This window comes from Janibacter melonis (assembly GCF_003721155.3).
Lineage (GTDB): Bacteria > Actinomycetota > Actinomycetes > Actinomycetales > Dermatophilaceae > Marihabitans > Marihabitans melonis.
The window spans coordinates 2502374-2519005 of the sequence record NZ_CP044548.2 but is presented as its reverse complement, the minus strand read 5'-3'; the positions used below and the strand labels follow the sequence as shown (position 1 = coordinate 2519005).

14 protein-coding genes are annotated in these 16632 nt (G+C 72.5%); 11 read left to right on the top strand and 3 right to left on the bottom strand.

Going from position 1 to position 16632, the window contains the following annotated elements:
• Window positions 1-7: 7 nt before the first annotated feature.
• Window positions 8-916 (bottom strand): LysR family transcriptional regulator, encoded by a 909-nt coding sequence (locus tag EEW87_RS12020; RefSeq protein WP_123093205.1) that lies wholly within the window; start codon window positions 914-916, stop codon window positions 8-10.
• A gap of 260 nt (window positions 917-1176) precedes the next feature.
• Here EEW87_RS12020 and EEW87_RS12015 point away from each other — a divergent pair, with 260 nt between their 5' ends.
• The 4 genes from EEW87_RS12015 to EEW87_RS12000 are packed head-to-tail and all read left to right on the top strand — an operon-like array spanning window position 1177 to window position 5854.
• Window positions 1177-2298 (top strand): PrpF domain-containing protein, encoded by a 1122-nt coding sequence (locus EEW87_RS12015; RefSeq protein WP_123093206.1) that lies wholly within the window; start codon window positions 1177-1179, stop codon window positions 2296-2298.
• On the top strand, window positions 2295-3458 hold the full coding sequence (locus EEW87_RS12010; RefSeq protein ID WP_123093207.1) for a Bug family tripartite tricarboxylate transporter substrate binding protein: 1164 nt from the start codon (window positions 2295-2297) through the stop codon (window positions 3456-3458). Before EEW87_RS12015 ends, EEW87_RS12010 begins: the two co-directional genes overlap by 4 nt.
• A gap of 9 nt (window positions 3459-3467) precedes the next feature.
• Window positions 3468-5453 carry a tripartite tricarboxylate transporter permease gene (locus EEW87_RS12005; RefSeq protein ID WP_123093208.1) on the top strand — a complete coding sequence of 662 codons (1986 nt, stop codon included), beginning with the start codon at window positions 3468-3470 and terminating at the stop codon, window positions 5451-5453.
• 23 nt (window positions 5454-5476) lie between these two features.
• Window positions 5477-5854: a universal stress protein gene (locus tag EEW87_RS12000; protein WP_068271029.1), complete on the top strand. Its 378-nt coding sequence runs from the start codon at window positions 5477-5479 to the stop codon at window positions 5852-5854.
• Between the two features lie 226 nt (window positions 5855-6080).
• On the opposite strand, the gene EEW87_RS11995 is transcribed toward EEW87_RS12000, so the two are convergent.
• Together EEW87_RS11995 and EEW87_RS11990 are read right to left on the bottom strand one after the other, a co-directional pair.
• A complete protein-coding gene (locus EEW87_RS11995) occupies window positions 6081-6764 on the bottom strand; it encodes a helix-turn-helix domain-containing protein (protein ID WP_068271025.1) in 684 nt (227 codons plus the stop codon).
• Window positions 6761-8017 (bottom strand): HAMP domain-containing histidine kinase, encoded by a 1257-nt coding sequence (locus tag EEW87_RS11990; protein WP_205473720.1) that lies wholly within the window; start codon window positions 8015-8017, stop codon window positions 6761-6763. Before EEW87_RS11990 ends, EEW87_RS11995 begins: the two co-directional genes overlap by 4 nt.
• Window positions 8018-8204: 187 nt before the next feature.
• Here EEW87_RS11990 and EEW87_RS11985 point away from each other — a divergent pair, with 187 nt between their 5' ends.
• From EEW87_RS11985 to pknB, 7 genes are all read left to right on the top strand, one after another.
• Window positions 8205-8855, top strand: coding sequence for a hypothetical protein (locus EEW87_RS11985; protein ID WP_123093209.1), 651 nt, complete (start codon window positions 8205-8207; stop codon window positions 8853-8855).
• Window positions 8856-8981: 126 nt separating this feature from the next.
• A complete protein-coding gene (locus EEW87_RS11980; protein ID WP_192826142.1) occupies window positions 8982-9995 on the top strand; it encodes an FhaA domain-containing protein in 1014 nt (337 codons plus the stop codon).
• Window positions 9996-10076: 81 nt separating this feature from the next.
• Window positions 10077-10559 carry an FHA domain-containing protein FhaB/FipA gene (locus tag EEW87_RS11975; protein WP_123093210.1) on the top strand — a complete coding sequence of 161 codons (483 nt, stop codon included), beginning with the start codon at window positions 10077-10079 and terminating at the stop codon, window positions 10557-10559.
• Between the two features lie 3 nt (window positions 10560-10562).
• Window positions 10563-11807 carry a Stp1/IreP family PP2C-type Ser/Thr phosphatase gene (locus EEW87_RS11970; protein ID WP_123093211.1) on the top strand — a complete coding sequence of 415 codons (1245 nt, stop codon included), beginning with the start codon at window positions 10563-10565 and terminating at the stop codon, window positions 11805-11807.
• On the top strand, window positions 11804-13180 hold the full coding sequence (locus EEW87_RS11965; protein ID WP_068272308.1) for an FtsW/RodA/SpoVE family cell cycle protein: 1377 nt from the start codon (window positions 11804-11806) through the stop codon (window positions 13178-13180). Before EEW87_RS11970 ends, EEW87_RS11965 begins: the two co-directional genes overlap by 4 nt.
• Window positions 13177-14631 carry a peptidoglycan D,D-transpeptidase FtsI family protein gene (locus tag EEW87_RS11960; RefSeq protein WP_123093212.1) on the top strand — a complete coding sequence of 485 codons (1455 nt, stop codon included), beginning with the start codon at window positions 13177-13179 and terminating at the stop codon, window positions 14629-14631. The genes EEW87_RS11965 and EEW87_RS11960 overlap by 4 nt, the downstream gene beginning before the upstream one ends.
• Window positions 14632-14698: 67 nt before the next feature.
• Window positions 14699-16630, top strand: a complete 1932-nt coding sequence (gene pknB / locus EEW87_RS11955) for a Stk1 family PASTA domain-containing Ser/Thr kinase (RefSeq protein WP_123093213.1) — start codon at window positions 14699-14701, stop codon at window positions 16628-16630.
• Window positions 16631-16632 lie beyond the last annotated feature (2 nt).

The following is a 16632-nucleotide window of genomic DNA, read 5'->3' as shown; positions in this document are numbered from 1 at the left end:
GGGGGGTTCAGTCCGGCTCGTAGCCCTGGGCCATGTCGAGCAGCACCTCGTGGAAGGCGATCTCGGCAGGGGCGCGGACCCGGTCGTGCCGGTGGGCGACGACGATCCGGCGCGGCGGGGCGGAGTCGCCGAGCGAGACGATGCGCACCCCGGGGTGCTTGTTCGTCAGCGCGGTGCGCGGCGCGAGCGCGACCCCGAAGCCGACGCTCACCATGGCCTGCGCCTCCTGGTAGTCGTTCGCCTCGAAGGAGATCCGCGGCTCGAAGCCCGCGGCCGCCGCGCTGCGGTGGAGCACCTCGACGACCGGGTGCTGCTCGGAGCGGATGATCCAGCCCTCGTCGGCGAGGTCGCGCATGTGCACGGAACGCTCCCCGGCGAGCGGGTGGTCCGCGGCGACGACGAGCACCGTCGGGTCCTCGAAGAGCGTCGTCAGCGCGACCTGGCTCGGGTCGATCCGACGCCACTCGTAGTCCCACAGCAGCGAGAGCCCGACCTCGCCCTCCTCGAGCTTGTCGATGAGGCCCTGCTCGCGGTCGCTGTGGATGTGCATCCGAATCGAGGGGTAGAGCTGGCGGAAGCGCTGCACCGCGAGCGGGACGAAGGACGAGCCCACGGTCGCGAAGGTGCCGATCGACAGCTGCCCCCGGCGCAGACCGGCGATCTCGGCGAGATCGGCCTCGGCGGCGGTGAGCTGGCGCACCACTTTGCGGGCGTGCCCGGCGAGCACCTGACCGGCCTCGGTCGGCACCATGCCGCGCGCGTGCCGGGTGAGCAGGGGCTGCCCCACCTCGCGCTCGAGCCGCCGCAGCTGCTGCGAGACGGCCGACGGCGAGTACTGCAGCCGGGCGGCCGCCGCGGTGACCGAGCCCTCCTCGATGACGTGCAGGAGGACCTGCAGACGACTCACGTCGAGCACGTCGACCTCCGACCCTGAAGCATCACTTCAGCCTCGTGCACTGCGACCATCACGGGCTTCAGCGTAGCGGGCGCCCGCACCACGCCGGGCGAGCACGACCGGAGCGGGAGGAGACCGCATCCCCACACCATCCCCCTTCGCCTCCCCGGTTGAAGTGATGCTTCAGACCCACGCTCGATCTCGCGCTGGTCCTTCAGCCAGATCGGCGTCACTCTCGTCTGCGGCGACCGCTCGGTCGCATCAGATGTGAGGAGGCCCGGATGGAGATCCCGGCGACGTGGATGCGCGGAGGGACCAGCAAGTGCTGGGTCTTCCGGCGCGACGACCTCGACGTGCCCGGCATGTCGGTCGACGAGGTGCTCCTGCGGGTGTACGGCAGCCCCGACGTGCGCCAGGTCGACGGCGTCGGCGGCGGCACCTCGACGACGAGCAAGGCGGTCATCCTCTCGGCCTCGCAGCGCGAGGGCGTCGACGTCGACTACACCTTCGCTCAGGTCGGCATCGAGGCTGCCACGGTCGACTGGGGCAGCAACTGCGGCAACTGCTCGGCGGTCGTCGCGGCCTTCGCCGTGCGCGAGGGCTGGGTCGCCGCGCAGGACCCGAGCACCGAGGTCCGCGTGCTCAACACGAACACCGACCAGGTCATCGTCCAGGAGCTGAGCACTCCCGGAGGCGTCCTCACCGAGGACCTGACGACCGCGATCCCGGGCGTGCCCTTCCTCGGCTCGCCCGTGCGGATGGGCTTCCTCGACCCGGCCGGCCGCACGACCGGCCGGCTCTTCCCCACCGGTCGCGAGCGCGACCGGCTCCCCGACGGCGAAGGGGGCATCGACGCCACCCTCGTCGACGCCGGGGCGCCCGTGGTCGCCCTTCGCGCGGCCGACGTCGGTCTCACCGGTCACGACTCGCTCGCCGCCCTCGACGCCGACCCCGATCTCCTCGGCCGGCTCGACGCGATCCGGCGCGAGGGCGCGGTCGCGATGGGCCTCGTCGCCGACGTCGGCGAGGCCGCCCGCGCCGTGCCGAAGCTCGCGCTCGTCGCCGCACCGCGCGAGGAGGGCTGCGACGTCGACGTCCTCATGCTCTCGATGGGCCGCGCGCACCCCGCCATCCCCATCACCGGCAGCGTCGCGCTCACCCTCGCGTCGCGCCACCCCGGCACCGTCGTCGCGCAGCTGCTCGACGACGAGGAGACCCAGGCCGACCAGCTCGTCATGCGCACCGCCGCGGGCGTCGTCACGACCTACGTCTCCGAGACCGACGGGCAGGTCGTCGTGGGCGCGACCCGCACCTACCGCCGTCTGGCGCAGGGAGTGGTCTTCCTGCCCGACCCGCCCACGAGCACCGCCACGCACCGCATCCTCAAGGGAGAGGAATCATGACCCAGGACAACCTCGTGACACCCGCACGGCCGGAGGACCCGCCGCCGCCGAACCGCCGGACGGCGCTGGCCATCATGGCCGGCTTCGCCGTGGCCGGGGTCGGCGGCACCCTGCTGGGCGGCCGTCTGCTCAACCCGCCGGCCTCGACGGCCGACGGCGACTTCGCCGGCGAGACCGTCGAGTTCCTCATCCCGCTCGCCGAGGGCGGCGGCACCGACACCTGGGCCCGCTTCGTCGGGGCCGAGCTCGTCCACAAGATCCCCGGCGTGCCCGGCTTCGCGCCGGTCAACGAGGCCGGCGGCGAAGGGATCACCGGCACCAACCACTTCGTCAGCTCGGCTCCGCCGGACGGCACCGAGGTCCTCGTGAGCACCGCGACGACCGTCGTCCCGTGGCTCCTCACGCGTCCCGCGGTCCGTTACGACTTCACCAGGCTCCAGCCGATCCTCGCCAACGGCACCGGCGCGGTCGTCTACGCACGCACCGGCGCCGGCGTCAGCGGCCTGTCCGACCTCGTCGACCGCCCGACCCCGCTGAAGTTCGGCGGCATCACCGCCACCGGGCTCGACCTCACGACGCTGCTCGCCTTCGACCTGCTCGAGATGGACGTCGACGCGACCTTCGGCTTCGAGGGTCGCGGGCCGGTCAACCTCGCCCTCCAGCGCGGCGAGATCGACATCGACTACACGACGACGTCGACCTACGCCTCGGCCGTCGAGCCGATGGAGGAGGCGAAGACGGCCGTCGTCCTCTTCTGCCTCGGCCAGCTCGACGAGTCCGGCGAGGTCGTGCGCGACCCGAACTTCCCCGACACCCCCACGGTCGTCGAGGCCTACGAGGAGCTGCACGGCTCGGCCCCCTCGGGCCCGAAGCTCGACGCCTACAAGACGGTCCTCGGCGTGACGTACACCTACCAGAAGGCCCTCTGGGTCCCCGCCGAGACGCCGAAGGCCGTCGTCGACCTCATGCGCACCTCCTCCGAGGCGCTCGCGCAGGACAAGGACTTCGAGGAGGCCGCCGACAAGGTGCTCGGCGGCTACCCGCTCGACGCGGGCGCCGACCTGGCGACCCGCATCCGAGAGGCGTACACGGTCGACGCCTCCGTCCGGGAGCACGTCATCACGCTGCTCTCGAGCTCCTACAACGTGACGGTCGAGTGAGGTCCTGACATGTTCGACGCTGCACTCTCAGCCCTGGGCTCCCTCTCCGAGCCCTCCCTGCTCCTCATGCTCGCCGCCGGTGTCATCGCCGGTCTCGTCATGGGCCTCATCCCGGGCCTTGGCGGCACGGGCGCGGTCGCGATCCTGCTGCCGGTGACCTTCGGGATGGAGCCCGAGCAGGCCTTCGCCCTGCTCATCGGCGCCCTCGCGGTCGTCCACACCTCCGACACCGTCTCCGCGGTCCTCCTCGGCGCACCCGGGTCGGCCTCCGCGAGCGTGACGATGCTCGACGGCTACGCCATGGCCCGCAAGGGCGAGGCGAAGCGGGCGCTCTCGCTCGCCTTCCTCTCCTCGATGGCCGGCGGTCTCATCGGCGCGCTCGGCCTCACCCTGGCCATCCCGCTCGCCCGACCGCTCGTCCTCTCCTTCGCCAGCCCCGAGCTCTTCATGCTCACGGTGCTCGGCGTCTCGCTCGCCGCCGTCCTCTCGCGCGGCAACGTCGTCAAGGGCCTCCTCGCCGGTCTGCTCGGCCTGCTGCTCGGCTTCGTCGGCACCTCGCCGACGACCGCCGAGGAGCGCTTCACCGGTGGCAGCCTCTTCCTCGGCGACGGCCTCTCGCTCGTCGCGGTCGCGCTCGGCATCTTCGGCCTGGCCGAGATCGCCTCGCGCGTCGGCCAGCGCACCGTCGACCGCGACATGGTCAGCCTCGGCGGCGGCTGGATGTCGGGCATCAAGGAGTGGGTCACCCACTGGACCCAGGTCATCCGCGGCTCGCTCATCGGCATCTGGGCCGGCGTCCTGCCCGGCGTCGGCGCGACCGCCGGCACCTGGCTCGCCTACGGCCAGGCCGTCGCGACGGCCAAGGACAAGCGCAAGTTCGGCAAGGGCGACCCCCGCGGCATCGTCGGCCCGGAGAGCGCGAACAACTCCGTCGAGGCCGGCGACCTCATCCCGACGCTGCTCTTCGGCATCCCCGGCGGCGTGCCCTCCGCGATGCTCCTCGGCATGCTGCTCACCTACGGCATCCAGCCGGGGCCGGCGATCGTCACCGAGCACCTCAACCTCATGTACCTCATCGTGTGGTGCTTCGCGATCGCGAGCATCGTCGGCGCCTTCTTGTGCTTCCTCGCCACCCCCGGTCTGGCCAAGCTGACGAAGGTCCCCTTCGCCGTCCTCGGCGCCGGCCTGCTCGTCATCATGCTGCTCGGCGCCTTCCAGGAGGGTGGCCAGATCGGTGACCTGTGGATCATGGTCGCGCTCGGCGCGGCCGGCTGGCTGATGAAGGCCACCGACACCCCCCGCGCGCCCTTCCTCATCGGCTTCGTCCTCGCGATCCCGATGGAGCGCTACTACTACCTCACGGACTCGCTCTACGACGGCGTCGGCTGGCTGACCCGTCCGGGCGTCCTCGTCTTCCTCGCCGTGCTCGTCGGCCCCCTCGTGTGGGGGCTCGTCAAGCGCACGCGTCGCAACCGCGACCAGGCGGCCGACCTCGGCCACCGCGGCGAGGTCGACCTGCGTCACGACGACGACGAGGACACCGAGCAGGGCATGCTCAAGGACTCGCCGTGGTCGATGGGCTTCGCCGTCCTCACGACCGTCGTCTTCGCGGTCGCCCTCGGGGTGAGCCAGACCTTCTCCCCGGAGGCACGGCTCATGCCCCAGCTCGTGAGCGCCGGCGGCCTGATCATGGGGCTGGTCCTCGTGTGGGCCGAGCTGCGCACGCGTCGCGACGGGTCGGCCCCTCGCCCCGGGTGGACCCACGACGTGACGATCGCGGTGAGGATGTTCGGCGCGATGGCGCTCTTCCTCGTGCTCGTCATGCTCGGCGGCTACCTCGTCGCGGTGACGCTCTTCGTGCCCGGCTTCCTGCTCTACGTGGCGCGGGCCCGGCCTCGCACCGCGATCATCTACACAGTGGTGCTGTGCCTCGTGCTCGCCGCACTGCCCTCGATCCTGCCCGTGGACCTGCCGACCGGTCTGCTGCAGGGCTGACCACCACCTGAGAGGACACGCTCATGACCATCGTCGTCGCCTACGCGGACACCCCACCGGGGCACGCCGCGCTGCGGGCAGCCGCCCGCGAGGCCGTCCTTCGCTCCGAGGAGGTCGTCGTCGTGCCCGCGACCGCGGACCTCGACCCGACGACCGACTCGCTGCGGGCCGTGCTCGACGGGGCCGAGGGGCTCGACTCCTCGGGCGTCTCACTCGAGGTGCGCACCTCGGAGCTGCACGACCCGGCGGACGCCGTCATCCAGGTCGCCCAGCAGCTCGAGGCCTCGCTCATCTGCCTCGGTCTGCGCCGCCGCTCCCCCGTCGGCAAGCTCCTCATGGGCAGTACCGCCCAGCGGGTCCTGCTCGACGCGACCTGCCCGGTGCTCGCGGTCAAGCCGTAGCGCGCGGCTGCCGACGCCCCCTTCGCCCGACCGGGTGGAGGGGGCGTCGCCGTCCCCGTCCCCCCTCGCCCCCTCCCCTCCCTGCCGCGCTCCTCCCCCTTCGCCGCTCCCCCTTCGCCGAGCCCCGCTCGTCGTCCGCGAACCCCGGTCATCGCCGGCCCGCGACGACCGTCCCTCACGGACCACGAGCGGGGCTCGGCGCATCGGGGGGGTGTGGCGGAGGGGGTCAGCGGGGGCGGGCGGGCGACTCGGGCCAGAACTCGAGCAGGTCCCCGGGGCCGAGGCCGAGCGCACGCTCGATCTCCGCGGGGGTCGTCTGCTGGAGGTGGGTCGAGACGTTCGTCGTGAGATCGCGCCAGTACCCGCGCAGGGTCGACTCGGAGAGGTAGAGCTGGGTGCTCAGCTCGGCGTAGGTGAGCCCTCGGGCGCGGCCGGCGAGCACCTGGCGCTGGCGCTGCGAGAGGATCGTCAGGCTCTTGCGGCGCACGAGCACCTCGATGAGCCCGATGATCGCCTGCGGCACGACGACCCGCCCGGCCGCCGCGTCGACGAAGGCCTCCTGCGCCTCGGCCGTGGGCGCCGACTTCGAGACGATGCCGGTCGCCCCCGCCGCCATGCACGCCGCGAGCACGAAGCGGCGCTCCTCCTGGCTGTACACGCACACCCGGTAGCCCGCGTCGACGAGCATCCGTACCGCCGCGACGCCCTGGCGCGCCGAGGGCTGCGTGCTGTTGACGAGGTGCAGGTCAAGCACGACGACGTCGGCGACCGGCCGGTCCTCGAGCAGCGTCTCGACCCTCGAGTACTGCCCCACGAAGTCGATCCCCGGCATGAGCGCCGGCATCGACTCGCGGATCACCGTCGCGTCGTCGACGACGAGCGCGCGCACCCGTGGCTGGTCCTGCGTCATCCCTGCTCCACCCCGATCTCCATGGTGCCCATGCGCACCGTCGTCCCGATCCCGGGCTCGGAGTCGATGTCGACCCCGATCCCCCGGCTGGCGAGCTCGCCGACGACGACGTCGCCGAGCCCCACCCCCATGTCCGTCACCTCGTGGTCGAAGCCGACCCCGTCGTCGTGCACCGAGAGCACCCAGCGAAGGGGGGTCCCCTCACCCCCGCGGGCAGGCCCGTCGTGCGCGTCGTCGTCTGCCTCGTCCGAGTCGAGGTGGACGACGACGAGCGAGGCGCCGGCATGCTGGCGCACGTTGAGCAGCACGCTCGCGAGCGCCTGCTCGACCGCCTCGGTGTCTGCTGCGGCCAGGCGCACCTGCGCGCCGAGGTCGAGCGAGGTCTCCAGGCGCAGGTCGACGAAGCGCTCGCACACGGCCTGGACCCGGCCGGCGAGGGCGACCTCGCCCTGCGCCGGGGTCGCACCGGGCGCCGGCCCCTGGAGGTAGGCACGCATCCGGCGCGACTCGACGAGGGCCTGCTGGCGCAGCCGCTCGCGCGTGCTGTCGTCGACGTCGTCGTCGGTGAGCAGGCGCATCACCGCGGCGCCGTTGTGGATCGCCACCCGGGCGCGGTGCTCCTCCTCGCGCCGGCCGAGCTCGGCGGCGAGCGCGCGGGCGCGGTCGGCGTCCTGGGCCAGACGCAGGTTGTAGCCGACGAGCAGACGCCCGACGATGCCCAGGGCGATGTAGGTGAGCAGGTTGCCCAGGACCGTGCTCGGGTGGGTGCGCGTGCCGTCGGCCATGTACACCGAGGCGGAGGCGACGACCGCGGTCATCGCCCCGAGCCACAGGACGTGGCTGCGCAGGGCGCTCGCGGTGAGCAGCACCCCCAGGGCGTACCCGGGCTGGAAGCCCACCCACGTCCCGACGCGGAAGTCGTCGGGCACGGTGAGCGGCCCGAGGACGAGCAGCACGCAGGCGACGGCGAGGTCGACGGCGGTCCACGCCGTCGACAGCGGTCCGCGGGTGGCGGTCATCCGCACGCACACCGCGACGGTCATGACGAGAGCAGCCAGCCACGTGAGCGCGGCGGCCCGCTCGTCGGGAGCCACCCGCAGCGCGGAGGTGAAGGACGGCGCCATCTGCACGAGCGTGCCGACACGCGCGCCCATGACGAGCAGGGCGATGCCCCATAGCGCCCCGGCCTGGGTCGTCGGCAGCGAGTCCGGCCACCACCACCGGCGGCTCGGGGCAGGGCTGTCGTCGGTCACGCGTCGATGATCCCCGACGGATCACCCCAGGTCACCCCGCGAAAAGCGCGGAGCCCGCCTCCCGAGCGCGAATCCCGGTGTCAGGTCTGCGATTTCGTGGGGTGTTGCGACGCCGAGGGGTCGACGACACTGGCAGCGGTGTGCACCGCTGCAGGGGGCGGTGCACCCATCTACCGAGAGGCAGCCCGTGCAGATCCGCACCGTCACCGCGACCGCCGCCGTCGCCGTCCTGCTCACCGCGTGCGGGGGTGGCGAGTCCGAGAGCGGCACGACGCAGTCCGCGAGCACGTCGAGCAGCACGAGCGAGAGCACGCCGTCCGAGAGCAGCGCGTCCGAGTCGGAGAGCCCCGAGAGCACCGAGACCGAGGCCTCCGGGAGCGAGTCGGGCTCGGCCGCCGGCGGCGAGATGGAAGAGGTCGAGGTCGGCGAGAGCGTCGAGGACCCCGAGCTCGGCAACACCGTCGAGGTGACGAAGATCGTGCGCGACTTCGCCTCGGAGGACTTCGCCAACATCGCCGAGGACGGCGGCGAGATCGTCCTCGTCGAGATCGACGCGAAGGCCGGCGACGAGTTCAGCGGCGGCGTCAACGGCCCCTTCAAGCTCCGCGCCGACGGCACCGACTCCTCCTCGACGAGCATCGTCGACGACGAGCTCGAGGCCGCGGGCATGACCCCCTTCGACGGCCCGAGCCGTGGCGAGGAGGCCACGGGCTGGCTCGCCTTCCAGATCAACACCCGCGCGGACTCCTACGAGTTCGTCTACACCCGCCTCGCGGCGAAGGTCATCGGCTCCGACAAGACCTTCCCCAAGGAGGAGTGGACGATCGAGCTGCCGTGAGCGAGCGGTGACGAAGGGGGACCACCGCGAGGTGGTCCCCCTTCGCCCGTCCCAGGCTGCGCCCAGGCTGGTGGTTAGGATCGATGACGCACCCAGCCCGCACGCAGACGAAGGGAGGGCCTCGGCATGAGTCTCTTCGAGCGCATGGAGCGCAAGCTCGAGCGCACGGTCAACGGCGTCTTCGCCAAGGCCTTCCGCTCCGAGGTCCAGCCCCTCGAGCTGGCCTCCGCCGTCCGGCGCGCCATGGACGACCGCGCGACCCTCATCGGGCGCGGCCGCACCGCGGTGCCCAACCTCTTCACCATCGAGCTCTCGCCCGGTGACTACGACCGGCTCACCGAGTACGACGAGGAGCTCGAGGACGAGCTCATCGCCGCGGCCCAGGAGCACGCTGAGACCCAGCGCTACCGCCCCGGCGGGCCGCTGCAGGTGATCTTCGAGTCCGACGACGAGCTCGAGACGGGTGTCTTCCGGGTGCGCCCGGCGACCGCCCGGCAGCTTGTCGAGGACCCCTCGGCGGTGCGGGAGTACCGCGAGGAGTACGTCGAGACCGAGGGCGAGGACTACGACGAGTACTCCGCGCCCGTGCCGCAGGGTCGGGCCCAGGTCCCGGCCGCCCCCACCCCCGCCCCGGCGCAGGCCGCGCCCTCGGCAGACGAGTGGTGGGACGACGACGTCGAGGACGACGAGTGGGAGGTGCCGACCTCCGCGCGCGGTGCAGCCGCCACCCCGGCGCCCGCTCCCGCCCCCGTGCGGGCCCCTCAGCCTCGCGCTCCCGAGCCTCGCGCCCCCGAGCCCCGCACCCCGGAGCCCGCTCGTGCGGCCGCCCGCCGGCCGCGGGTGCAGGACCTGCCCTGGCTCGAGGTCGACGGCGAGCGCTACCCGCTCATGAGCGCCATGACCGTGCTCGGCCGCGACGAGAGCGCCGACGTCGTCCTCGACGACCCGGGCATCTCACGCCGCCACGCCGAGGTCCGCGTCACGAACGACGGACCGCACCAGGTCGCCCACCTGCGCGACCTCGGCAGCACCAACGGCTCGTACGTCAACGGCGAGCAGGTCGACGCCTGCCCCCTCCACGACGGCGACCGCATCACCGTCGGGCGCACGAGCGTGATCTTCCGGCTGGCGCGTCGCTGAGGTTCGACGACTACCCTGCCCACCTGCGGCCACCCGCGCCGCGGCCATCCCGTCCGACCGCGACATCTCGAGAGGAGCCCCATGAGCGAGCTGACCGTCACCGTGCTGCGCCTCGGCCTGCTCATCCTGCTGTGGGCCTTCGTCCTCTCCCTCGCGGGCGTGCTGCGCTCCGACCTCTACGGCACGCGCGTCATCGCGCGGCAGGGCTCGGCCTCGAGCCGGCGCTCGCGCAAGGAGAAGCGGGCGGCCGACACGCCGCGCCGCAACCCCCGCACCCCGACCCACCTCGTCATCACCAGCGGCGCGCTCGCCGGCACCTCGCTGCCGCTGCGCGACAAGGGCGTGCTCATCGGCCGCAACCCCGAGTGCACCCTCGTCCTCGACGACGACTTCGCCTCGGGGCGTCACGCCCGGATCATCCGCGGTGACGACGGCTGGTACGTCGAGGACCTAGGCAGCACGAACGGCACCTTCATCGGCGAGTTCCGCGTCGGTGAGGCGGTCCCCGTCGAGGCCGGCACGACCGTGCGCATCGGCAAGACCCGCCTCGAGCTGCGGAGCTGACGCATGGCCATCGGACTGAGGTACGCAGCGCGCTCCGACGTCGGGCTGGTCCGCTCGGACAACCAGGACTCGGGCTACGCGGGGCCCCACCTGCTCGTCGTCGCCGACGGCATGGGCGGGCACGCCGGGGGCGACATCGCGAGCGCCACGGTGATCACCGAGCTCGTCGAGCTCGACCACGACTCGCTCGGCGCGTCCGAGGCGAGCGCCCAGCTCGGCAAGGCCATCCGCCGGGCCAACCGCGAGATCGCGCGCATCGCCGAGGAGCGCAAGGAGCTCTCGGGCATGGGCACGACGACGACCGCGCTCATGCGGGCCCGCAACAAGCTCATCCTCGCCCACATCGGCGACTCCCGCGCCTACCTCCTGCGCGACGGCACCGTCACCCAGATCACGACGGACCACTCCTTCGTCCAGACCCTCATCGACGAGGGCCGGATCACCGAGGAGGAGGCCTCGACCCACCCCCAGCGCTCGGTCGTCACCCGCGTCCTCACCGGAGACGAGGACGACGACCCGGACGTCGGCGCCCGCGAGGCCCGCCTCGGCGACCGCTACCTGCTGTGCTCCGACGGCCTCTCCGGCTTCGTCGCCCGCGACACCATCGCCGAGCAGCTCTCCTCGGGGCGCACCCCTGCCGAGACCGCCGACGACCTCGTCGCCCTCGCCCTGCGCGCGGGCGCACCCGACAACGTCACCGTCATCGTCGCCGACGTCGTCGACAGCGCCGACGGGACCCCGCCCTCGACCCAGCCGCAGGTCGTCGGGTCGGCCTCGATGCGCTCGAGCTCGACGCGCGCCATCCCGACCACCCCGGCCGAGAAGGCTGCCGCCCTCGTGCGGCCCGAGACCCCCGAGCCCGACCTCGAGCTCGCCGAGGAGGGCTCGACCCGGCGGGGCCGCTGGCTGCGACGGGTCGCCGCGCTCGGCGTCGTCGCGCTCGTCCTCGGCGCGATCCTCTACGGCGCGTGGGCCTGGACGCAGCAGCAGTACTACATCGCCGGTCAGGACGGCCGCGTGACGATCTACCGCGGCATCGCCTCCGACCTCGGTCCGATCCCGCTGTCCTCCGCGGTCGAGCAGACCGACGTCATGCTCTCCGACCTGCCCGACTTCTACCGCAGCAGCATCGAGGAGAGCGTGAGCGTCGACTCCGAGCGCGATGCCCAGAAGAAGGTCGACGACCTGCGCGTCGCCGCGAAGCGGTGCGCCGAGCTGCGCAGCGAGGGCGAGCCGTGCGGTCGCTGAAGACGATCACGACGATCGCCCCGAAGCGCGGCCGCAACGTCGAGCTGCTGCTCGTCGCGCTCGCGATCGGCGTCGTCGTCCTCGCGTACATCAACGTCGAGGTGGCGGCCAACGGCTCCGTGCCGCCGGACCTGCTGGCCCACACCGGGATGCTCGCGGCCATCGCGCTCGTCTTCCACGTCGTGCTGCGCTGGCGCGCGTCGTACGCCGACCCGCTCGTGCTGCCGATCCTCACCCTGCTCAACGGCATCGGCCTGGTGATGATCCACCGCCTCGACCTGGCTGCCGGGCGAGACTTCAGCGAGGGCTACGCCCTCAAGCAGCTGCAGTGGACGGCGCTCGGCGTGGCCCTCGCCCTCACCGTGCTCGTCGCCCTGCGCGACCACCGCGTCCTGCGCCGCTACACCTACACCGCCGGCCTGCTCGGCCTCGTGCTGCTCCTGCTGCCGCTGCTGCCGATCATCGGCCACGACGTCTACGGCGCGAACATCTGGATCAAGATCGGGCCCTTCACCTTCCAGCCCGCCGAGGTCGCGAAGATCTGCTTCGCGGTCTTCTTCGCCGGCTACCTCGTGCAGACCCGCGACGTGCTCGCCCTCGCCGGGCGCAAGGTCCTCGGGCTCACCCTGCCGCGCGGGCGCGACCTCGGGCCGATCCTCGTCGCCTGGGTCGCCTCGGTCCTCGTCCTCGTCCTCGAGACCGACCTCGGCACCTCGCTGCTCCTCTTCGGCCTCTTCGTCTCGATGCTCTACGTCGCGACCGAGCGCGTCAGCTGGATCGCGATCGGCCTGAGCCTGGCGGCCTTCGGCGCCTTCGTCGCCTACCGCCTCTTCCCCCACCTGCAGACGCGCGTCCTGTGCTGGGTCGACCCCTTCAGCGAGGAGGGCACCCGCCAGTGCGGCCAGCTCGTGAGCGGTCTCATGGGGCTCTCCGCGGGCGGGCTGCTCGGCACGGGGCTCGGTCGCGGGCGGCCGTGGTCGACGCCGCTGCCGGAGACCGACTTCATCTTCAACAGCCTCGGCGAGGAGCTCGGGCTCGTCGGGATCATGGCGATCATCGCCCTGTACGCGATCCTCGTCGAGCGCGGCCTGCGCTCGGCCATCGGCCTGCGCGACGGCTTCGGCAAGCTGCTCGCGACGGGTCTGGCCTTCACCGTCGCGCTCCAGGTCTTCGTCGTCGTCGGCGGGGTCACCCGGGTCATCCCGCTCACCGGTCTCACCCTCCCCTTCGTCGCGTACGGCGGCTCCTCGCTCCTCGCGAACTGGACCCTCGCCGCGATCCTCCTGCGCATCAGCGACCACGCGCGCCGTCCCGAGCCCGAGCTGGACCCGGCGTCGATGGACGCCCCGACCGAGGTGGTGAGCACCCGATGAACGAGCCCATCCGACGCCTCTCGATGCTCGCGGCGCTGCTCTTCACCGCGCTGCTCGTCTCCTCGACCTGGCTCCAGGTCGTCGGGGCCGAGGCGATCAACGACCGCCCCGACAACCGCCGCACCGCGCTGAAGAACTACGGCCAGGAGCGCGGCCAGATCCTCCTCGGCGGTCAGCCGATCGCCCGCTCGGTGCCCTCCGACGACGAGCTGCAGTGGCAGCGCGTCTACGCCTCGCCCGAGACCTACGCGCACATCACCGGCTACTACTCCTTCGAGTACGGCGCCGGCGGCGGGCTCGAGGGCGCCGCGAACTCCCTGCTCAGCGGCACCGACGACACGCTCTTCTACGGCCGGGTCTCCGACATCCTCTCCGGCAAGGCCTCGAAGGGGGCCTCGCTCGAGCTGACCATCGACCCGCAGGCCCAGCGGGCCGCGAAGGAGGCGCTCGGCGACCAGCGCGGCGCCGTCGTCGCCATGGACCCGCGCACCGGGGCGATCCTCGCGATGTACTCCTCGCCGACGTACAGCCCGACCCCGCTGGTCAGCCACGAGCAGGGCACGGCGGCCAAGGCGTGGGAGAGCCTCAACGCCGACTCCTCCCGCCCCCTGGTCAACCGCGCCATCGGCGGCAACCTCTACCCGCCCGGGTCGGTCTTCAAGGTCGTCACCGCGGCCGCCGCCATCGAGTCCGGCGACTACGACGAGAGCTCGTCGATCCCCGGGCCCGCGGTCCTCGACCTGCCCCAGACCGACGTCGGCCTGCCCAACAGCCACCCCGGCGCGTGCGGACCGAACGACCGCGTCACCCTCGCCGTGGCGATGCAGGACTCGTGCAACACCGCCTTCGGCTGGCTGGGCATGGAGCTCGGCGGCGACACCGTCGGCGACCAGGCGAGCAAGTTCGGCTTCGGCGACAAGCTCGAGATCCCCATGGACGTCACGCCCTCGACCTTCCCCACCGGGCTCAACCCGCCGCAGGAGGCGCAGTCGGCCATCGGCCAGTACGACGTGCGCGTCACGCCCCTGCAGGTCGCGATGATGAGCTCCGCGGTCGCCAACGACGGGGTCGTCATGCGGCCCTACGTCGTCGAGCGGGTGCAGGGCGACGACCTGTCGGTCATCTCCGACACCAAGCCCGAGCAGCTCTCGCGGGCGATCGACCCGGAGACCGCCACCGAGCTCACCGACATGATGAAGCTCGTCGTCGAGCGCGGCACCGGCACCCAGGCCGCGGTCCCCGGCACGAGCGTCGCCGGCAAGACGGGCACCGCGGAGCATGCCGAGGGCGCGGCCCCGCACGCGTGGTTCACCGGCTTCGCCCCCGCGGACAACCCCAAGGTCGCGGTCGCGGTCGTCGTCGAGGACGGCGGCCGGGCGGGCAACGAGGCGTACGGCGGCTCGGTCGCCGGGCCGATCAGCGCTGCGGTGATGAAGGCGGTGCTCGAGTGAGCGCTGGACCCCTGACCAGGTCAGACGTCGTGTCGGCCACAATGGCGGCACAGGAAGAGAGGACGTCGTGACGACAAGCACCCCCCGGCTGCTCGGAGGACGGTACGAGCTCGGCGAGCTCATCGGTCGAGGCGGCATGGCCGAGGTCCACCGTGGCTACGACACCCGTCTCGGACGACCCGTGGCGGTGAAGATCCTGCGCAGCGACCACGCGCGGGACACCTCCTTCCTCCACCGCTTCCGCCGCGAGGCCCAGTCGGTCGCCGGGCTCAACCACCGCTCGATCGTCGCGGTCTACGACTCCGGCGAGGACCGCACGACCGAGTCCGGCGGCGCCGGCCTGTCCGTGCCGTACATCGTCATGGAGCTCGTCGAGGGCCAGACCCTGCGCGAGGTCCTCAACGACCAGGGCCCGCTCGCACCGGCCGAGGCCGCACGGATCTGCGAGGGCGTCCTCGACGCGCTGTCCTACAGCCACCGCATGGGCATCGTCCACCGCGACATCAAGCCCGGCAACGTCATGCTCACCGCCGACGGCACGGTCAAGGTCATGGACTTCGGCATCGCCCGCGCGGTCGCCGACACCCAGGCGACGATGACCCAGACCGCGGCCGTCATCGGCACGGCGCAGTACGTCTCGCCCGAGCAGGCCCGGGGCGAGACCGTCGACAACCGTAGTGACGTCTACTCCGTCGGCTGCCTGCTCTTCGAGCTCATGACCGGGACGACGCCGTACACCGGCGAGCCGATCAGCCTCACCTACCAGCACGTCAACGCGCCGATCCCGCTGCCGAGCTCGCTCGAGCCCACGGTGTCGAGCGATCTCGACGCCGTCGTCGCCGCCGCGCTCACCAAGGACCGCGACGAGCGCTACCAGGACGCCTCGGACATGGCCGACGACCTGCGCGCCGTCCGCGCCGGCCGCCCGGTGAGCGAGCTCGCGCAGGGTGCCCTCGCGGCCGTCGCGGGCGCCGGCGCGCTCGAGGCCGACCCCACGGTCGCCCTCGCCGCGGCCGCCCCGGCGCAGCACCTCGGTGACACCTCGACCTTCCGCCCGATCCAGGACCCGCCTACCCCGCTCGAGCCCGAGCGTCGCCGGCGCGGTGGCCTGGGCTGGCTGCTGGCGCTCCTGCTCCTCATCCCCGTCGCCGCCCTCGGCTGGTACGTCTGGGACTCCAACCAGCCGCCGGAGGTCGTCCGGGTCGCCGCGCCGCAGCTCGTCGGGCTCGACGAGGACGCGGCGGAGGCGAAGCTCACCGACCTCGGTCTCGACGGTGATCGGTCCGAGGCCAACAACGCGGCCCCCGAGGGCGAGGTCTTCGAGCAGAGCGTGCCCGAGGGCGAGATGGTCGACGAGGGGTCGACGATCGCCTACACCGTGTCGCAGGGCCCGGAGCAGGCCACCGTCCCCCAGGTCGTCGGTCAGAGCCGCGCGGACGCCGAGAAGGCGATCCGCGACGCCGGCCTGGAGGTCGGCGACGTCACCTTCGAGGACAGCAACGAGCAGAAGAAGAACCGCGTCATCTCGGTGAGCCCCGGGCAGTCCGAGCAGGTCGAGGCCGGCAGCACCGTGGACCTCGTCGTGGCCAGCGGCGACGTCCAGCTCCCCGACTTCGTCGGTCAGCCGATCAGCGACGCACGACCCGAGATCTTCGCCCTCGGGCTGCTGACCGAGGAGGTCACCGTGCCCTCCGACGAGCCGGCCGGTCAGATCCTCAGTCAGGACCCGGGCGCCGGGAAGGTCGCCCAGGGCCGCACGGTGAAGATCGAGATCGCCGGGCCCCAGGACAAGACGGAGACGACGACGGTCACCCCGCCGCCGCCCTCGACCTCCGAGACGACTCCTCCGGAGACGAGCGACCCGAGCACGACGAGCCCGCCGGAAGAGACGACGGACCCGGGCGACGGCGAGGAGGGCGACCAGGGAGACCAGACGCCGGGTGGCCCGGCCAGCCCGTCGACGCCGAACCCGCGCTCGACGACGGCGCAGACGCCGTAGCC